This window comes from Pseudomonas wuhanensis, from assembly GCF_030687395.1.
GTDB lineage: Bacteria > Pseudomonadota > Gammaproteobacteria > Pseudomonadales > Pseudomonadaceae > Aquipseudomonas > Aquipseudomonas wuhanensis.
In genome coordinates, this window is record NZ_CP117430.1 from 5923256 (window position 1) to 5940495 (window position 17240).

Here is a 17240-nt window from a genome sequence, read left to right on the forward strand (position 1 = left end):
AAAGAACCACTGCACCTGTGGGAGCTGGCTTGCCTGCGATGACGGCGGCACATTCAACATCACCGTGACTGACCCTCCGCTATCGCGGGCAAGCCCGCTCCCACAGGATTTGTGTCGTACACAAATTTGGGGATTGATCGTTCCCACGCTCCCGCGTGGGAATGCCGCCAGGGACGCTCCGCGTTCCGCTTTTGAATGTTTAACGGATGTGTCAAAACACGGAACTTTCCCACGCCTTTTTCAGGTTGTTCGTCGGACGCGAGCCCTCTAGTCTTGGGCTGTCGCTGAACACTCAGCGATCGGGTGTGAGAGCCCGGAAGAGGTTTTAATCCATCGCCAGTACCACCATAATCGCCGACAGCTTATCCGCTGCCTGCAATGCTCTATGGCGGCTGTGTGCGGGCGGACTTCGGTCCGGCCGGGTTTGATCCTCTACCGGTTTCTCACTCCGCACATAGCTGCCACCACTCCGTCGCGTGAGAAACGACGAGTGATGGCTTCAACTGATTAGAGGATATTTCAATGAATAAGAAACTCGTACCAGACCCACCCTTCAATACCACCACCCCCAACGCCGAAGCCTCGCGCACTGAAGAATTACTCAAAGACCGCGAAGCCATAAAACGCGCCCTCGACTACTACCTCGATCCCCCGGCGCAATACACCGAAAAACCCCGCCGCCCCAGCACCATGTTCATGGTCGCCCCGAATATGGATACCGAAAGCCTGCTGGCCCACGCCTACGAATCGTTAGCCACAGCGAGCGTCCTGACCAGCGATTTCGCCAACGACCTGACCGGCCCGCAGCGCTACACGGCGCTGGCGATTCAACAGAGCATCATGCTGGCGGAACTGGCGGTGAACCGGGCGCTGGATAACGTCGACCCGGCGTAGACCGCGTTATCGTTCATCGCGAGCAGGCTCGCTCCCACAGGATTTGTGTCGTACACAGATTTTGTATATGACCGCTCCTCCTGTGGGAGCTGGCTTGCCTGCGATGGCGGCGGCACATTCAACATCACCGTGACTGACCCACCGCCATCGCGGGCAAGCCCGCTCCCACAGGATTTGTGTCCTACACAGATTTTGTATATGACCGCTCCCCCTGTGGGAGCGAGGCTTGCCCGCGATGACGGCAGCATATCCAATATCCTTGTGACTGGCACACCGTCTTCGCGAGCAAGCTTCGCTCCTTGGAGTGAGACAATATCTGCGCCCCAATGTGGCGCATCTTCTCGCACCAACGCGCCAGACGCGTCCCTTCATGGTGCGTCACCCAAACCCCGCAACCGCTCTAATACGACATTTCCTTGCCCTTCCCCGACCGGGCACAGCCCTTGCTAAAGACCCTTCAGTCGTCCGCATCTGCCAACCATAAAAAACTTTAACGTTCATGGAGATCGCACAATGAAGCGTCGCAGTTTGATCAAGGCTTTCACACTATCGGCAAGCATTGCCGCGATGGGCATGGCCTGGACCGTCCAGGCCGCCGAGACCATCAAGGTCGGTATTCTGCATTCGTTGTCCGGCACCATGGCGATCTCCGAAACCTCGCTCAAAGACATGGCGTTGATGACCATCGACGAAATCAACGCCAAGGGCGGCGTGAACGGCAAGATGCTTGAACCGGTGGTGGTTGACCCGGCATCGAACTGGCCGTTGTTCGCCGAAAAGGGCCGGCAGTTGCTGACTCAGGACAAGGTGGCGGTGGTGTTCGGTTGCTGGACCTCGGTGTCGCGTAAATCGGTGCTGCCGGTGTTCGAAGAGCTCAACGGCCTGCTGTTCTACCCGGTGCAGTACGAAGGCGAAGAGATGTCGCCGAACGTGTTCTACACCGGCGCGGCGCCCAACCAGCAGGCGATTCCGGCGGTGGAATACCTGATGAGCGAAGAAGGCGGCAGCGCCAAGCGTTACTTCCTGCTCGGCACCGACTACGTTTACCCGCGCACCACCAACAAGATTCTGCGCTCGTTCCTGCACTCCAAAGGTGTGGCGGACAAGGACATCGAAGAGGTCTACACCCCGTTCGGCCACAGCGACTATCAAACCATCGTGGCCAACATCAAAAAATTCTCCGCCGGTGGCAAGACGGCGGTCATCTCCACGGTCAACGGCGACTCCAACGTGCCGTTCTATAAAGAGCTGGCCAACCAGGGCCTGAAAGCGACCGACGTTCCGGTCGTGGCGTTCTCCGTGGGCGAAGAAGAATTGCGCGGCATCGACACCAAACCGCTGGTGGGCAACCTCGCGGCGTGGAACTACTTTGAGTCGGTCGAGAACCCGCAGAACAAGAAATTCGTCGCCGACTGGAAAGCCTACGCCAAGAAACACAACCTGCCGGGCGCCGACAAAGCGGTGACCAACGATCCGATGGAAGCCACTTACGTTGGCATCCATATGTGGGCGCAAGCGGCCGAGAAAGCCAAGTCCACCGACGTCGACAAAGTCCGCGAAGCCCTGGCCGGCCAGACCTTCGCCGCACCGTCCGGTTACACCCTGACCATGGACAAGACCAACCACCACCTGCACAAGCCAGTGATGATCGGCGAGATTCAGGCCGACGGTCAGTTCAACGTGGTATGGCAGACCGAAGGGCCGATCCGCGCTCAACCATGGAGCCCGTTTATCTCGGGTAACGACAAGAAGCCGGACTATGCGGTGAAGAGCAACTAAGCCACTGGGTGTCGGGCCTGGGCACTTCATTCAGGCTCGACACAAATCCCTGTGGGAGCTGGCTTGCCTGCGATGGCATCACCTCGGTGCATCAGACGCACCGAGTCGTCTGCATCGCAGGCAAGCCAGCTCCCACAATGTCCGCGCAAGGCGACTTTCTATGCCCACTGCCCTTTACCGCCTCATTTTCGCCATCGCACTTTTGCTGCCGATGGCCACCCACGCCGGCGACGCCGAAGACTTCGTCGCGGCCAATCCCGTGCAGCAAGCCAAGCTTCTGGAAACCTGGGCCGCGCAGCCCGATCCGGCCCGTATCGAACTGATCAACGCCCTGCAACAAGGTGAGTTGAGCGTCGACGGACAGCCGAAAACCCTGCGCCTGAACAATCGCCTGCGGGGCCTGATCGACACCGCGTTGGCCAGCCACCAATTGCTCGCCGCCGACGCCAAAACCCGTCTGGCCGCCGCGCAGCAATTACAGAAAAGCGCCAAACCCGCGCAGCTGAAATTCCTCGACCAGCAACTGGCTGGCGAAAAAGACGAAACCGTTCACGCCGCCCTGAGCCTGGCGCTGGCCAATCTGCAACTGGTCGACACCGATCCGACCGTGCGCCTCGCTGCGGTGCGTCTGCTCGGTGAAACCGGCGACCCACTGGCCCGCACTCGCCTCGAAGGGTTGCTCGAACCCGGTGTCGAAGCCGATGCCAGCGTGCGCACCGCCGCCGAAACCAGCCTGGCCCAGGTCAAACGCAAACTGCTGATCGGCGAGATGCTCGGGCAGGCGTTCAGTGGTATGTCCCTCGGTTCGATTCTGCTACTCGCGGCGTTGGGGCTGGCGATCACCTTCGGCCTGCTCGGCGTGATCAACATGGCCCACGGCGAGATGTTGATGCTCGGCGCTTACTCGACGTATGTGGTGCAGCTGATGTTCCAGCGCTTCGCGCCACAAGCCATCGAGTTCTACCCGCTGATTGCTTTGCCGGTGGCGTTTTTCGTTACCGCCGGGATCGGCATGGCGCTGGAGCGCACGGTGATTCGTCACCTCTACGGCCGACCGCTGGAAACCCTGCTCGCCACCTGGGGCATCAGCCTGATGCTGATCCAGTTGGTACGGCTGGTGTTCGGTGCGCAAAACGTCGAAGTGGCCAACCCGGCGTGGTTGTCGGGCGGGATTCAGGTGTTGCCCAATCTGGTGCTGCCGTACAACCGCATCGTGATCATCGCGTTTGCCTTGTTTGTCGTGGTGCTGACCTGGCTGCTGCTGAACAAGACGCGCCTGGGTTTGAACGTGCGCGCCGTCACCCAGAACCGCAACATGGCCGCCTGCTGCGGCGTACCGACCGGGCGCGTCGACATGCTCGCCTTCGGCCTCGGCTCGGGCATTGCCGGCCTCGGCGGTGTAGCCCTCAGCCAGATCGGCAACGTCGGCCCGGACCTCGGCCAGAGCTACATCATCGACTCGTTCCTGGTGGTGGTACTCGGCGGTGTCGGTCAATTGGCCGGTAGCGTGCTCGCCGCCTTCGGGCTCGGCATCGCCAACAAAATTCTCGAACCGCAGATCGGTGCGGTGCTGGGCAAAATCCTGATCCTCGCGCTGATCATTCTGTTCATCCAGAAACGTCCGCAAGGCCTCTTCGCACTGAAAGGACGGGTGATCGACTGATGAACCAGCCTCTGATGCTCACAGCCAGCCAGAAGGCCGGCCCCAAAGTCACGATTGCCGTTGGCGCGGTGATCCTTGTTTTACTGCTGGCGCTGCCATTGTTGTCGTTGTTGTCGCCGGACAGTGCGTTTCATGTTTCAGCCTATACGCTAACCCTGGTGGGCAAAATCCTTTGCTACGCCATCGTCGCCCTGGCCCTTGATCTGGTCTGGGGTTACGCCGGCTTGCTGTCGCTGGGTCACGGTCTGTTCTTCGCCCTCGGCGGTTACGCGATGGGCATGTACCTGATGCGCCAGGCCTCGGGTGACGGTTTGCCGGCGTTCATGACCTTCCTGTCGTGGACCGAATTGCCGTGGTACTGGACTGGCACCAGCAGCTTCCTTTGGGCCATGTGCCTGGTGGTGTTGGCGCCGGGATTGCTGGCGCTGGTATTCGGTTTCTTCGCCTTCCGTTCGCGGATCAAGGGCGTGTATTTCTCGATCATGACCCAGGCCCTGACCTTCGCCGGAATGCTGCTGTTTTTCCGCAACGAAACCGGGTTTGGCGGCAATAACGGCTTCACCAACTTCCGCACCATTCTCGGCTTCGGCATCACGGAACCAGGGACTCGCGCGGTGCTGTTTTTCGCCACGGTGCTGTTGCTGGTAGCGAGTCTGTTCATCGGCTGGCGCCTGGCGAAAAGCAAGTTCGGCCGGGTGCTGACCGCCCTGCGGGATGCGGAAAACCGCTTGATGTTTTGCGGCTACGATCCACGCGGTTTCAAGTTGTTTGTCTGGGTGTTGAGCGCGGTGTTGTGTGGCTTGGCCGGCGCGTTGTATGTGCCGCAAGTCGGGATTATCAACCCGAGTGAAATGTCGCCAACTAACTCTATTGAGGCCGCTGTTTGGGTGGCTCTCGGAGGGCGCGGCACGCTGATCGGTCCGCTGCTCGGCGCTGGCGTGGTCAACGGGATGAAGAGCTGGTTCACCGTGGCATTCCCGGAGTACTGGCTGTTCTTCCTCGGCGCGCTGTTCATCGTCGTGACGTTGTACCTGCCCAAAGGCGTGATCGGGTTGCTGAAGAAAAGGGGTGAACAATGAGGCTCGTAAAATGAGAACCACTGCAACGGCTGAATTCATGCTCGAACCGGCCTTTTTTCCGCCCCTGGAGCCCAACCGGGACGCCGGCAGCAGCCGCGATGCCATCGGCCTCGGCCAGAGCGCCGGCAAAGGTCTGAACACCCGACACGGCACCATCCTGACCCTGGAAGACATCAGCGTCAGCTTCGATGGCTTCAAGGCGCTCAACGATCTGAACTTGTACATCGGCGTCGGCGAATTGCGCTGCATCATCGGCCCCAACGGCGCGGGCAAGACCACGCTGATGGACGTGATCACCGGTAAGACTCGCCCCAGTCACGGCAAGGCCTGGTTCGGCGAAACCCTCGATCTGACGCAAATGAGCGAAGTGCAGATTGCCCAGGCCGGCATCGGTCGCAAGTTCCAGAAGCCGACGGTGTTCGAAGCCTTGAGCGTGTTCGAAAACCTGGAGCTGGCGCAGAAGACCGACAAGTCGGTATGGGCCAGTCTGCGGGCTCGTCTCAGTGGCGAGCAGGAAGATCGCATCAGCGAAGTGCTGGAAACCATTCGCCTGACCGCCTCGGTCAATCGCCCGGCGGGTTTGTTGTCCCACGGTCAGAAGCAGTTTCTGGAAATCGGCATGTTGCTGATGCAAGACCCGCAGCTGCTGCTGCTCGACGAGCCGGTGGCGGGCATGACCGACGCCGAAACCGAATTCACCGCCGAGCTGTTCAAGCGCCTGGCCGGCCAGCATTCACTGATGGTGGTGGAACACGACATGGGCTTCGTCGGCTCGATCGCCGACCACGTCACTGTATTGCACCAAGGCAGCGTGCTGGCCGAAGGGTCGCTGGAACAGGTGCAGGACAATGAGCGGGTGATCGAGGTGTACCTCGGTCGCTAGACCTGCAAATGCAAAACCTGTGGGAGCGGGCTTGCCCGCGATGAGGCCTGCATATCCAACATCTTTGTTGAATGACACACCGCCATCGCAGGCAAGCCCGCTCCCACAGGGTTCTGTGTGGAACAGAAGGAATTTTGAACATGCTGCAAGTCGACAAGCTGCACCAGTACTACGGCGGTAGCCATATCCTGCGGGGCCTGACGTTTGAGGTGAAGGTCGGCGAAGTCACCTGCCTGCTCGGACGCAATGGCGTGGGCAAGACCACCTTGCTCAAATGCCTGATGGGTTTGTTGCCGGCCAAGGAAGGCGCGGTGAACTGGGAAGGTAAACCGATCACCACGTTCAAGCCGCACCAACGGGTGCATGCCGGCATCGCTTACGTGCCTCAGGGCCGGGAAATCTTTGGTCGACTGACCGTGGAAGAAAACCTGCTGATGGGCCTGTCGCGGTTTCCCGGCTCCGAAGCCAAGGAAGTCCCGGCGTTCATTTACGAGCTGTTCCCGGTGCTACTGCAAATGAAGCAACGGCGTGGCGGTGACTTGTCCGGTGGTCAGCAACAGCAGCTGGCGATTGGTAGAGCGCTGGCCAGTCGTCCACGTTTGCTGATTCTCGACGAGCCCACCGAAGGCATCCAGCCGTCGGTGATCAAGGAAATCGGCGCGGTGATCAAGCAGCTTGCAGCGCGCGGCGACATGGCGATTTTGCTGGTGGAGCAGTTTTACGATTTCGCCGCCGAACTGGCCGATCAGTACCTGGTGATGTCCCGGGGCGAGATCGTGCAACAAGGTCGCGGCGAAAATATGGAAGCCGAAGGCGTCCGTGGACTGGTTACGATCTAACCTGCAGCCTCCTGACGATAATCAGAAATCATGAATTTACCTGCCCCCATCACGCTGTTCACCCCCAGCTGGCATGCCGAGCTGGAACTCGGCTACGCCCGTTTCGGCGAGAGCACACGCCCGGTGCAGCGCCGTCACCAAGGCCCGCTGCGGGTGCAGAAACACTTGTATGCCGAAGGCCCCGAGGTGTGTCAGCACATCATCGTCCACCCGCCGGGGGGGATTGCCGGGGGTGATCGGCTGGACATCTCGGCCAGCGTCGGCACGCACGCCTGGGCGCAAATCACCAGCCCCGGCGCCGCCAAGTGGTATCGCGCGGCGGGGCCGGCTTATCAGAAACTCGACCTGCGCGTGGCCGCCGGTGCTACGTTGGAGTGGCTGCCGCAAGAGACGATTATCTTCAGCGACGCTCAGGCGGAACTCAACACCAGCATCGACCTTGAGGGCGATGCGCGACTGTTCTACTGGGACGTGGTCGCGCTGGGTCGCCCGGCCAGTGGCGAGCGCTTTGACCTCGGGCACTTTCAGGCGCACCTGGATATCCGCCGCGACGGGCAGTTGCTCTGGCACGAACGCCAGCGCATTGTCGGGAACGATGGTTTGCTGGATTCGCCGATCGGGCTGGATGGCCAACCGGTGTTTGCGACGTTGCTGGTGACGGGTGAAATTGATAGCGAATTGCTGGAGAAGTGCCGCTCGCTGGCCAATGACGTGCGCGGAGATCTGACGCAGTTGCCAGGGCTTTTGGTCGCCCGGTGCCTGGCCAGTGAAGCGCTGTTGGCACGGGGTTGGCTGATTGATTTGTGGCGCTTGCTCCGGCCTGTGTTGCTTGGCCGAGAAGCTATCCCCCCAAGAATATGGAACACCTGAAATGCTTTTCTGTGGGAGCGGGCTTGCCCGCGATGGCGGTCTTACAGCCAACATCTCTATTGGATGTGATGGCCCCATCGCGGGCAAGCCCGCTCCCACAGGGGATCTGTGCAAGCAGATCCAACTCTTTTTTATCTGCCCGGATGGATTTCTACGATGGACCTGACCCCACGCGAAAAAGACAAGCTGCTGATCTTCACCGCCGGTCTCGTGGCCGAACGGCGTTTGGCTCGTGGCGTAAAACTCAATTACCCGGAGGCCATGGCCTACATTTCCGCGGCGCTGCTCGAAGGCGCGCGTGACGGCCAGACCGTGGCCGAGCTGATGCATTACGGCACCACCCTGCTCAGCCGCGAACAAGTGATGGACGGCATCCCGGAAATGATCCCGGAGATCCAGGTCGAGGCGACGTTTCCCGACGGCACCAAACTGGTCACCGTTCACCAACCGATCGCCTGAGGCCGCGCCATGACTTACCACATCCGCGATGCGCTGCTTGCCGACCTGCCGGCGATCCGCGACATCTACAACGACGCCGTACTCAACACCACGGCGATCTGGAACGATAAGACCGTGGACCTGGACAACCGCCAGGCCTGGTTCAGCGCCCGGCAAGCCCAGGGTTATCCGGTGCTGGTGATCGTCGACGGTGACGACAGCGTACTCGGCTACGCTTCATTCGGTGACTGGCGGCCGTTCGACGGGTACCGCCACACGGTCGAGCACTCGGTGTACGTGCGCAACGACCAGCGGGGCAACGGCCTTGGGCCGCAACTGATGGACGCGCTGATCGAACGCGCCAAAGGCTGCAACAAACACGTGATGATCGCCGCCATCGAAAGCAGTAACGGCGCCTCGATCCGGCTGCACGACCGGGCCGGTTTTGTCATCACCGGCCAAATGCCGCAGGTGGGTACCAAGTTCGGCCGCTGGCTGGACCTGACCTTCATGCAACTGATCCTCGACCCCGGCGCAATGCCACCCGGTTCCCACAAGGAGTGATACCCCATGAACGCCGCCCAACTGCGCCGCGTCAATGTTGAAAGCTTTGCGCACTATCGTCAGGGACTGATTGATCTGCTGCTCGACGCCGTCGGCTATGGCGCCAGCGTCGGCTTCATGGCGGATCTGGATGCGACGCAGGCCCGAGCCTATTTCGATGACGTCCAGGAGAACCTGAACAAAGGCAACGTGCTGCTGTGGGTGGTGGTCAAGGACGAACAGGTACAGGCCAGCGTGCAACTGACGTTGTGCCAGAAAGCCAATGGGCTCAATCGCGCCGAAGTGCAGAAACTGCTGGTGCGTGAACACGCCCGTCGTCGCGGCCTGGGCCAACAGCTGATGAATGCCCTTGAGCTCGCCGCTCGCCAGCACAAGCGCGGCATGCTCTACCTCGACACCGAGGCCGGCTCCCCCGCCGAAGACTTCTACAAGGCGCTGGGTTACACCCGCGCCGGCGAAATCCCCGACTACGCCTGCGACCCGAACGGCCGCTACAAACCGACTGCCCTTTACTACAAGATTCTCCAAGGAGCCCAGTGATGATTCCCGGTGAATACCAGATCCAGCCCGGCGACATCGAACTCAACGTCGGCCGCCGCACCCTCAGCCTGAAGGTGGCCAACAGCGGCGACCGGCCAATCCAGGTCGGCTCGCATTATCACTTTTTCGAAACCAACGACGCCCTGACCTTCGACCGCGCCGCCAGCCGCGGCATGCGCCTGAACATCCCCGCCGGCACCGCCGTGCGCTTCGAGCCGGGGCAGAGCCGCGAGGTCGAGCTGGTGGACCTGGCCGGGCATCGCCGGGTGTTCGGGTTTGCCGGGCGGGTCATGGGGGATCTTTAAGTTTTATGGCGTTTGTTCTGACCTCATCGCGGGCAAGCCCGCTCCCACAGTTGATCGCATTCTCCTGTGGGAGCGGGCTTGCCCGCGATAGTGAGCGCAGCGAACGATTTCAAACCCAATTGAATCCCAAGGCAAGCGCATGAAAATCTCAAGACAAGCCTACGCCGACATGTTCGGCCCCACCGTCGGTGACAAGGTCCGTCTGGCCGACACCGAACTGTGGATCGAAGTGGAACAGGACTTCACCACCTACGGCGAAGAGGTGAAATTCGGCGGCGGCAAAGTCATTCGCGATGGCCAGGGCCAGAGCCAGTTACTCGCCGCGGAAGTGGTCGACACCCTGATCACCAACGCCTTGATCATCGACCACTGGGGCATCGTCAAGGCCGACGTCGGCCTCAAGGACGGGCGCATCGCCGCCATCGGCAAGGCCGGCAACCCGGACATCCAGCCCAACGTCACCATCGCGGTCGGCGCCAGCACCGAAGTGATCGCCGGTGAAGGCATGATCCTCACCGCCGGCGGCATTGACACCCATATCCACTTCATCTGCCCGCAGCAGATCGAAGAAGCGCTGATGAGCGGCGTCACCACCATGATCGGCGGCGGCACGGGACCGGCCACCGGCACCAACGCAACGACTTGCACTTCAGGGCCGTGGCACCTGGCGCGCATGCTCCAGGCCGCCGATGCCTTCCCGATGAACATCGGCTTCACCGGCAAGGGCAACGCCAGCCTGCCGGAACCGTTGATCGAACAGGTCAAGGCCGGCGCCATCGGCCTCAAGTTGCACGAAGACTGGGGCACCACCCCGGCCAGCATCGATAATTGCCTGAGCGTGGCCGATCAGTATGACGTGCAGGTGGCGATCCATACCGACACCCTCAACGAGTCGGGCTTCGTCGAAACCACCCTCGCCGCCTTCAAGGGCCGCACCATCCACACCTACCACACCGAAGGCGCGGGCGGCGGTCATGCCCCGGACATCATCAAGGCCTGCGGTTTCGCCAACGTGCTGCCAAGTTCGACCAACCCGACCCGGCCATTCACCCGCAACACCATCGACGAACACCTCGACATGCTGATGGTCTGCCACCACCTGGACCCGAGCATTGCCGAAGACGTGGCCTTCGCCGAAAGCCGCATCCGCCGCGAAACCATCGCCGCCGAAGACATCCTCCACGACCTCGGTGCCTTCTCGATGATCAGCTCCGACAGCCAGGCCATGGGCCGGGTTGGCGAAGTCATCACGCGCACCTGGCAGACCGCCGACAAAATGAAAAAACAGCGTGGCCCGCTGCCTCAGGACGGTGAAGGCAACGACAACTTCCGAGCGAAACGCTACATCGCCAAGTACACGATCAACCCGGCGATCACCCACGGCATCAGCCATGAAGTGGGCTCGGTGGAAGTGGGTAAATGGGCCGATCTGGTGCTCTGGCGCCCGGCGTTTTTCGGCGTCAAACCGACGTTGATTCTAAAAGGCGGTGCCATCGCGGCCAGCCTGATGGGCGACGCCAACGCTTCGATCCCGACCCCGCAACCTGTGCACTATCGCCCGATGTTCGCCAGCTACGGCGGCTCGCTGCACGCCACCAGCCTGACGTTTATCAGCCAGGCAGCGCAGGAGGCCGGTTTGCCCGAAGCCTTGGGCCTGAAGAAGCAAATCGCCGTGGTCAAAGGTTGTCGCGACGTGCAAAAAACCGATTTGATCCACAACGATTACCTGCCGCATATCGATGTCGATCCGCAAACCTATCAGGTCAAGGCCGACGGTATGTTGCTGTGGTGTGAACCGGCGGATGTATTGCCGATGGCGCAACGCTACTTCCTGTTCTAGATTTTCCAATGGCTATGGGGCTTTCGCCAATGCCAGTCAGTCAAGCGAAAACCCTGTGGGAGCGGGCTTGCCCGCGATGACGGCGGCACATTCAATATCCCTGTGCCTGATACACCGCTATCGCGGGCAAGCCCGCTCCCACAGGTGCCGCGACTTGACCGGCTGGCATTTGGATAATCCCCTCGCCAAAAATACTCACGGCTTCCGTGCATCTGCTCGAGTACTCGCTATCGAGCAGAAGAGGATAAGATGCGACTCCTGTCCCCCTTGCCCCTAAGGTAATCATCTATGCGGCTCAGTGATTTCATCGTCCAGAACGCAGACCGTATCGTCGATGAATGGGAGCAATTCGCCAAAACCATTACCCCCGCCGCCGAGCACATGGACAGCGTGGCCCTGCGCGATCATGCAAAAGCGATCCTGCTGGCCGCCGCGCGGGATATGGAAAAGCCGCAGTCCGACAGCGAACAGCAAGCCAAGTCCAAGGGTGAAGGCCCGGAAAAGGCCTCGAGCCTGGACGAAGCCGGCGCCAGCCATGGCGAGCTGCGGCATACCGTGGGCTTCGACCTGGTGCAGATGACCAGCGAGTTTCGCCATTTGCGAGCCTGCGTGATTCGCCTATGGGTCGACAGCCTCGAAGCCCCCGACATGGCCTGTTTCCAGGACATGATCCGTTTCAACGAAGCCATTGACGAAGCCCTGGCCGAATCGACGGCGGCCTATGCCGAGCAGGTCAATCATTCCCGGGACATCTTTTTGGCAATCCTCGGCCATGACCTGCGCGCACCGCTGCAAGCGGTGAGCATGTCCACCGAAATACTGATGCGTAAAACCAACCTTGAGGGTGACGCATTGACCTGTGCGCACCACATCAAGCGTGGCACCCGCCACATGGCGGTGATGGTCGGAGATTTGCTGGAGCTGGTCCGCAGTCGCTTGGGCAAGAGCCTGCCGATCGAACCGGCGCCCATGGATCTGGCCGATGCGGCGCGTGAAGCGATTGCGCAGGCCTGTGCCGCTCATCCGCAATGCGATCCGACATTGAGCGTCGAAGGCGATACCCAAGGTGTGTGGGATGGCCGAAGGCTCGATCAGATGCTGCAGAACCTGATCGGCAATGCCTTGCAACACGGTTCGAACAACAGCGCGGTCAAACTGACCCTCAGGGGTGAAGCGGACGGCGTCAGGCTCACTGTGCACAACGACGGTGCGCCGATTCCACCCGAGGCGATCCCCACCATCTTCGATCCGTTGGTACGCAGTGCCGACGAAGAGCTCGGTGCATCGTCCACCAGCCTCGGTCTGGGACTGTTCATCGTCAAGGAAGTGGTTGATGCCCATAAAGGGACCATCGAAGTCAGCTCCAATGAGACCGATGGCACGTTGTTTACCGTTGTGTTGCCCAGAAAGGTCTGACGGCGGGAGACCGCGTTATCGTTCCTCGCGAGCAAGCCCGCTCCCACATTTGATTTGTGTGCGCCGCAAATCCCCTGTGGGAGCGGGCTTGCATCGCGAAAGCGTCCTCAAGGGCAACACAAAAACATCAGAACGACTTACTCGACCACCAACCGCCCCAACCGCTGCTTGAGCATGCGGTTCTCGGCCCGCAGTTGCCGGACTTCTTCAAGCAGGTCCAGCGCCAGCGCGACGCCTTCCCATTCCAGCTCCAGGTCGCGCCGCAGCTTGGCGGCGCGCTTGGCCAATACCAGTTCATAGTCGGTGAAACGCCAATCCTTGGGCTCTGTTCCCTGTGGTTCGAGGATGCCGTGTTCGACGATCTCGATCACATGCACGTCCGACAACTCGGTCGCCTCACAGAATTCTGCCAGGTCCAATAGAACGATCACGGGGTCGCTCATGATTGGCTCCTCCTTATCTCAAAATCAAAAATTCTCTCGCGGATTAAAAGCGGCTTTTTTCGCCAACTCCTCCCACAACGCCTTGACGTCATGGTCGAGTTTTTTCGGCATCACTGCCTTCAGCTGCACGAACAAGTAGCCACGGTGACCGGACTTGTGCAGCAGGCCGTGGCCCTTGGCGCGCATGCGCTGGCCGTTCTGGCTGCCGGCCGGAACCTTGAGGTTGATCTTGCCGGTCAGGGTTGGCACTGCGACTTCGGTCCCCAGCGCCAGCTCCCACGGTGCCAGTGGCAAGGTGATGATCAGGTTCTCGCCTTCGACGTCGAATTTGGGGTGCGGCGCAAAACGGATGGTCAGGTACAGGTCGCCATTGGCCCCGCCACCGATGCCCGGAGCGCCTTGGCCCTTGAGGCGGATGCGCTCGCCGTCGGTCACGCCGGCGGGGATCTTCACGTTCAGGCTTTTGCTGGTGTTGCTGACATGCTGGCCCGCAGCGTTGTAATGCGGCACCTGGAAGCTGACTTTCTTCGATTCGGTCGAGAGGGTTTCTTCCAGAAAAACCGGTAATTCCATTTCCACGTCTTGCCCTCGGCGCCCGGTGCTGCGATGCGACTGTCCACCTCCAAAACCAGGCCCACGGTTGCCGAAGATCGAACTGAAGAAGTCCGAAAAGTCGCCCGTGTCCTGACCGCCACCACCGAAACCACCGCGACTTTGCCAGCCCGGCGGGCCCTGGAAGGGCTGGCCGTGGTGGCCGTATTTGCGCAAGTCGTCATATTCGGCGCGCTTGTCGGCGCTTTTCAGCGCTTCATAGGCTTCCGACGCGTCCTTGAATTTGGCCTCGGCGTCCTTTTCCTTGCTGACGTCGGGGTGGTATTTGCGCGCCAGCTTTCGATAGGCGGCCTTGATCGCCTTATCGTCCGCGGTCGGCTCCACACCGAGAATCTTGTAATAGTCTTTGAAGTCCATCGAGGGAATCACCATCCATTATCGAAATCGCGCCACTTGGTACAGCATGCTCTGGTTTACAGCGTCTTGATTGATCAATCTCAATTTTGTGACCGGGCAGCGCATCAGTAGTTTATCGGCAGCCAGGCGCAGTTCTTGCTGTCGCCCAAGGATTGCCAAACCTATGCAGGGAAGTTTGGGGGTGATGACGCATCTTTCAAGCGCAGACCAATGTGATTTAACAGATAGTCGGCCTTCGAATCTGCGCCGCACTGACATACACTGCGCGGCCGTTTTTTAACCGGAACTTGAAAGACATGAAAAACGCATCTCCAGCCCGTGCCTGTGGTATCGACTTCGGCACGTCCAACTCCACCGTCGGCTGGCTGCGCCCCGGCATGGAAACGCTGATCGCGCTGGAGGACGACAAGATCACCCTGCCCTCGGTGGTCTTCTTCAATATGGAAGAACGCCGCCCGGTGTACGGCCGGCTGGCGCTGCACGAGTACCTGGAAGGTTACGAAGGCCGACTGATGCGCTCGCTCAAGAGCCTGCTGGGTTCCAAGCTGATCAAGCACGACACCAGCGTCCTGGGCACGGCGATGCCGTTCAAGGACCTGCTCGGGCTGTTCATCGGCCAGTTGAAGAAGCGCGCCGAAGCCGCCGCCGGTCGGGAATTCGAGGAAGTGGTGCTGGGCCGTCCGGTGTTTTTCGTCGATGACGATGAAATGGCCGACCAGGAAGCGGAAAACACTCTGGTGGATGTAGCCCGTGCCATCGGCTTCAAGGACGTCTCGTTCCAGTACGAACCGATTGCGGCGGCGTTCGACTATGAGTCGACCATCGAAAAAGAAGAGCTGGTACTGATTGTCGACATCGGCGGTGGTACATCGGACTTCTCGCTGGTGCGCCTGTCCCCTGAACGCCGCAACCACGACAACCGTCACGACGATATTCTCGCCACCGGTGGCGTGCACATCGGCGGGACCGATTTCGACAAGCAGCTGAGCCTGCAAGGCCTGATGCCGCTGTTCGGCTACGGCAGCCGGATGAAGAGCGGCGCCTACATGCCGACCAGCCACCACATGAACCTGGCGACCTGGCACACCATCAACTCGGTGTACTCGCAGAAGTCGACTCTGGCCCTGGGCAGTATGCGTTACGACATCGAGGACACCGGCGGCATCGATCGCCTGTTCAAGCTGATCGACCAGCGCGCCGGGCATTGGCTGGCCATGGAAGTGGAAGAAACCAAGATCCAGCTGACCCACGCCGACAGCCGCCATGTGCCGCTGGATCGGATCGAACCGGGTTTGAGCGTGGAACTGAGCCGGGCACTGTTCGAATCGGCCATCGACAACCTGCTGGAGCGGGTGCGCAACAGCGTGACCCAGTTGCTGAACGACGCCAACGTGCGGGTCGATCAGGTGGACACGGTGTTCTTCACTGGCGGTTCGAGCGGAATCCCGGCGCTGCGCAACAGCGTCTCGGCGATGTTGCCGAATGCGCAGCATGTGGAAGGCAACATCTTCGGCAGCATCGGTAGCGGGTTGGCGATCGAGGCGATGAAGCGCTACGGCACCCTCGCCTGATCTGAAACCGAGGCGCCCCCATCGCGGGCAAGCCCGCTCCCACAGGTCATGCGCTGTCCTTGTGGGAGCGGGCTTGCCCGCGATGGGGCCAGTCCAGACACTACATCACCCGGATCAAACCATCCCCACCTGCTTCAACTCACTCTTCAGATACGCGTAGTAAATCGGCCCCGCCACCACCCCCGGCAGGCCGAACGCGGCTTCGAACACCAGCATTGCCAGCAGCAACTCCCACGACTTGGCACTGATCTGCCCGCCGACAATGCGTGCGTTGAGGAAATATTCGAGCTTGTGGATAACAATCAGGTAACCCAGCGCCGCCACCGCCACCCAGATCGACAGCGACAGGCCGACGATGGTGATCAAGGTGTTCGAGATCAGGTTGCCGATCACCGGCAGCAGGCCGAGCAGGAAGGTCAGCACGATCAGGGTTTTGGTCAGCGGCAGCTTGATCCCGAACATCGGCAGGACCACCGCGAGGAAAATCCCGGTGAAGAAAGTGTTGAGCAGGGAAATCTTGATCTGGGCGAAAACGATGTTGCGAAACGCCTGAACCAACAGGTGCAAACGGTCGAACAGCGCCGCGGCCAAGGGTTTGCGTTTGGTCACATCCGGCGCTCGCTGCAAGGCGATGATCGCCCCCAGCACCATGCCGATCAGCAGCGTCACGAACATGTGCGCCGCGTCCTTGCCCACCAGTTGCAAATCGCTGAGATGCTTGCTCATCCACTGGCCGATAGCCACGCGAAACTCGGCGGCACTGGCCGGCAAATAGGCGTCGATGAACGGCGGCAACTGCCCGCGCGCGCGGTCGACCACGACCATGAATTTATCGAGAGAAGCGCCAGGGTTTTCCGCCTCGTGCAGCAGAAAACTGATCGCACCGGCAAAGATCAGCGCCAGCACGCTGACCACCAATGTCCCCAGCAACGCCACCGCCAGCCAGCGCGCACGGCGGCCTTCGATCAGCCGCTGCAATTGCGGCGTGAGCATGTTGACCAGTTCGAACACCAACAACCCGGCCAGCAGGCTGGGCAGCAATCGCAGAGGGAGCACCAGCAGCAAACCACCAAAAATGATGACCCAGCTGATGAGCAACAAGACCTGACGTTGAGAAAACGCTGACATACAGCCTCAAAACGAACGA

At 60.5% G+C, this 17240-nt stretch carries 17 protein-coding genes; 14 read left to right on the forward strand and 3 right to left on the reverse strand.

Going from position 1 to position 17240, the window contains the following annotated elements:
* Positions 1-522 precede the first annotated feature (522 nt).
* From PSH88_RS27345 to PSH88_RS27405, 13 genes are all read left to right on the forward strand, one after another.
* Positions 523-894, forward strand: a complete 372-nt coding sequence (locus PSH88_RS27345) for a DUF6124 family protein (protein ID WP_305423819.1) — start codon at positions 523-525, stop codon at positions 892-894.
* A gap of 513 nt (positions 895-1407) precedes the next feature.
* The gene (gene urtA, locus PSH88_RS27350; RefSeq protein WP_217855664.1) at positions 1408-2673 is read left to right on the forward strand and encodes an urea ABC transporter substrate-binding protein; all 1266 of its coding nucleotides are present in this window, start codon (positions 1408-1410) and stop codon (positions 2671-2673) included.
* A gap of 160 nt (positions 2674-2833) precedes the next feature.
* Positions 2834-4336, forward strand: coding sequence for an urea ABC transporter permease subunit UrtB (urtB, locus tag PSH88_RS27355; protein WP_305423820.1), 1503 nt, complete (start codon positions 2834-2836; stop codon positions 4334-4336).
* Positions 4336-5415 (forward strand): urea ABC transporter permease subunit UrtC, encoded by a 1080-nt coding sequence (gene urtC, locus PSH88_RS27360; RefSeq protein ID WP_305423822.1) that lies wholly within the window; start codon positions 4336-4338, stop codon positions 5413-5415. Before urtB ends, urtC begins: the two co-directional genes overlap by 1 nt.
* Before the next feature lie 10 nt (positions 5416-5425).
* The gene (gene urtD, locus PSH88_RS27365) at positions 5426-6298 is read left to right on the forward strand and encodes an urea ABC transporter ATP-binding protein UrtD (protein ID WP_305423825.1); all 873 of its coding nucleotides are present in this window, start codon (positions 5426-5428) and stop codon (positions 6296-6298) included.
* Between the two features lie 140 nt (positions 6299-6438).
* Positions 6439-7137, forward strand: coding sequence for an urea ABC transporter ATP-binding subunit UrtE (gene urtE / locus PSH88_RS27370; protein ID WP_007907370.1), 699 nt, complete (start codon positions 6439-6441; stop codon positions 7135-7137).
* Positions 7138-7167: 30 nt separating this feature from the next.
* On the forward strand, positions 7168-8007 hold the full coding sequence (locus PSH88_RS27375) for an urease accessory protein UreD (RefSeq protein WP_305423827.1): 840 nt from the start codon (positions 7168-7170) through the stop codon (positions 8005-8007).
* Positions 8008-8163: 156 nt separating this feature from the next.
* Positions 8164-8466 (forward strand): urease subunit gamma, encoded by a 303-nt coding sequence (gene ureA / locus PSH88_RS27380; RefSeq protein ID WP_305423828.1) that lies wholly within the window; start codon positions 8164-8166, stop codon positions 8464-8466.
* A gap of 9 nt (positions 8467-8475) precedes the next feature.
* The gene (locus PSH88_RS27385) at positions 8476-9009 is read left to right on the forward strand and encodes a GNAT family N-acetyltransferase (protein ID WP_305423830.1); all 534 of its coding nucleotides are present in this window, start codon (positions 8476-8478) and stop codon (positions 9007-9009) included.
* A gap of 6 nt (positions 9010-9015) precedes the next feature.
* Entirely contained in the window at positions 9016-9549 is a 534-nt protein-coding gene (locus PSH88_RS27390) for a GNAT family N-acetyltransferase (protein ID WP_305423832.1), read from the forward strand.
* Positions 9549-9854 (forward strand): urease subunit beta, encoded by a 306-nt coding sequence (locus tag PSH88_RS27395; protein WP_305423833.1) that lies wholly within the window; start codon positions 9549-9551, stop codon positions 9852-9854. Before PSH88_RS27390 ends, PSH88_RS27395 begins: the two co-directional genes overlap by 1 nt.
* A gap of 139 nt (positions 9855-9993) precedes the next feature.
* Positions 9994-11694, forward strand: coding sequence for an urease subunit alpha (ureC, locus tag PSH88_RS27400; protein WP_305423835.1), 1701 nt, complete (start codon positions 9994-9996; stop codon positions 11692-11694).
* Between the two features lie 288 nt (positions 11695-11982).
* Positions 11983-13110, forward strand: coding sequence for a sensor histidine kinase (locus tag PSH88_RS27405; RefSeq protein ID WP_305423837.1), 1128 nt, complete (start codon positions 11983-11985; stop codon positions 13108-13110).
* Positions 13111-13247: 137 nt separating this feature from the next.
* Here the strand turns inward: PSH88_RS27405 and PSH88_RS27410 are convergent, their stop codons facing one another.
* Both PSH88_RS27410 and PSH88_RS27415 read right to left on the reverse strand, forming a co-directional pair.
* On the reverse strand, positions 13248-13553 hold the full coding sequence (locus PSH88_RS27410) for a chaperone modulator CbpM (RefSeq protein WP_305423839.1): 306 nt from the start codon (positions 13551-13553) through the stop codon (positions 13248-13250).
* Between the two features lie 24 nt (positions 13554-13577).
* Entirely contained in the window at positions 13578-14522 is a 945-nt protein-coding gene (locus tag PSH88_RS27415) for a DnaJ C-terminal domain-containing protein (protein WP_305423841.1), read from the reverse strand.
* 296 nt (positions 14523-14818) lie between these two features.
* Here PSH88_RS27415 and PSH88_RS27420 point away from each other — a divergent pair, with 296 nt between their 5' ends.
* A complete protein-coding gene (locus PSH88_RS27420) occupies positions 14819-16093 on the forward strand; it encodes an Hsp70 family protein (protein WP_305423842.1) in 1275 nt (424 codons plus the stop codon).
* A gap of 114 nt (positions 16094-16207) precedes the next feature.
* Here PSH88_RS27420 and PSH88_RS27425 read toward each other — a convergent pair whose 3' ends face one another.
* Positions 16208-17221, reverse strand: coding sequence for an AI-2E family transporter (locus tag PSH88_RS27425; RefSeq protein WP_063341719.1), 1014 nt, complete (start codon positions 17219-17221; stop codon positions 16208-16210).
* Positions 17222-17240 lie beyond the last annotated feature (19 nt).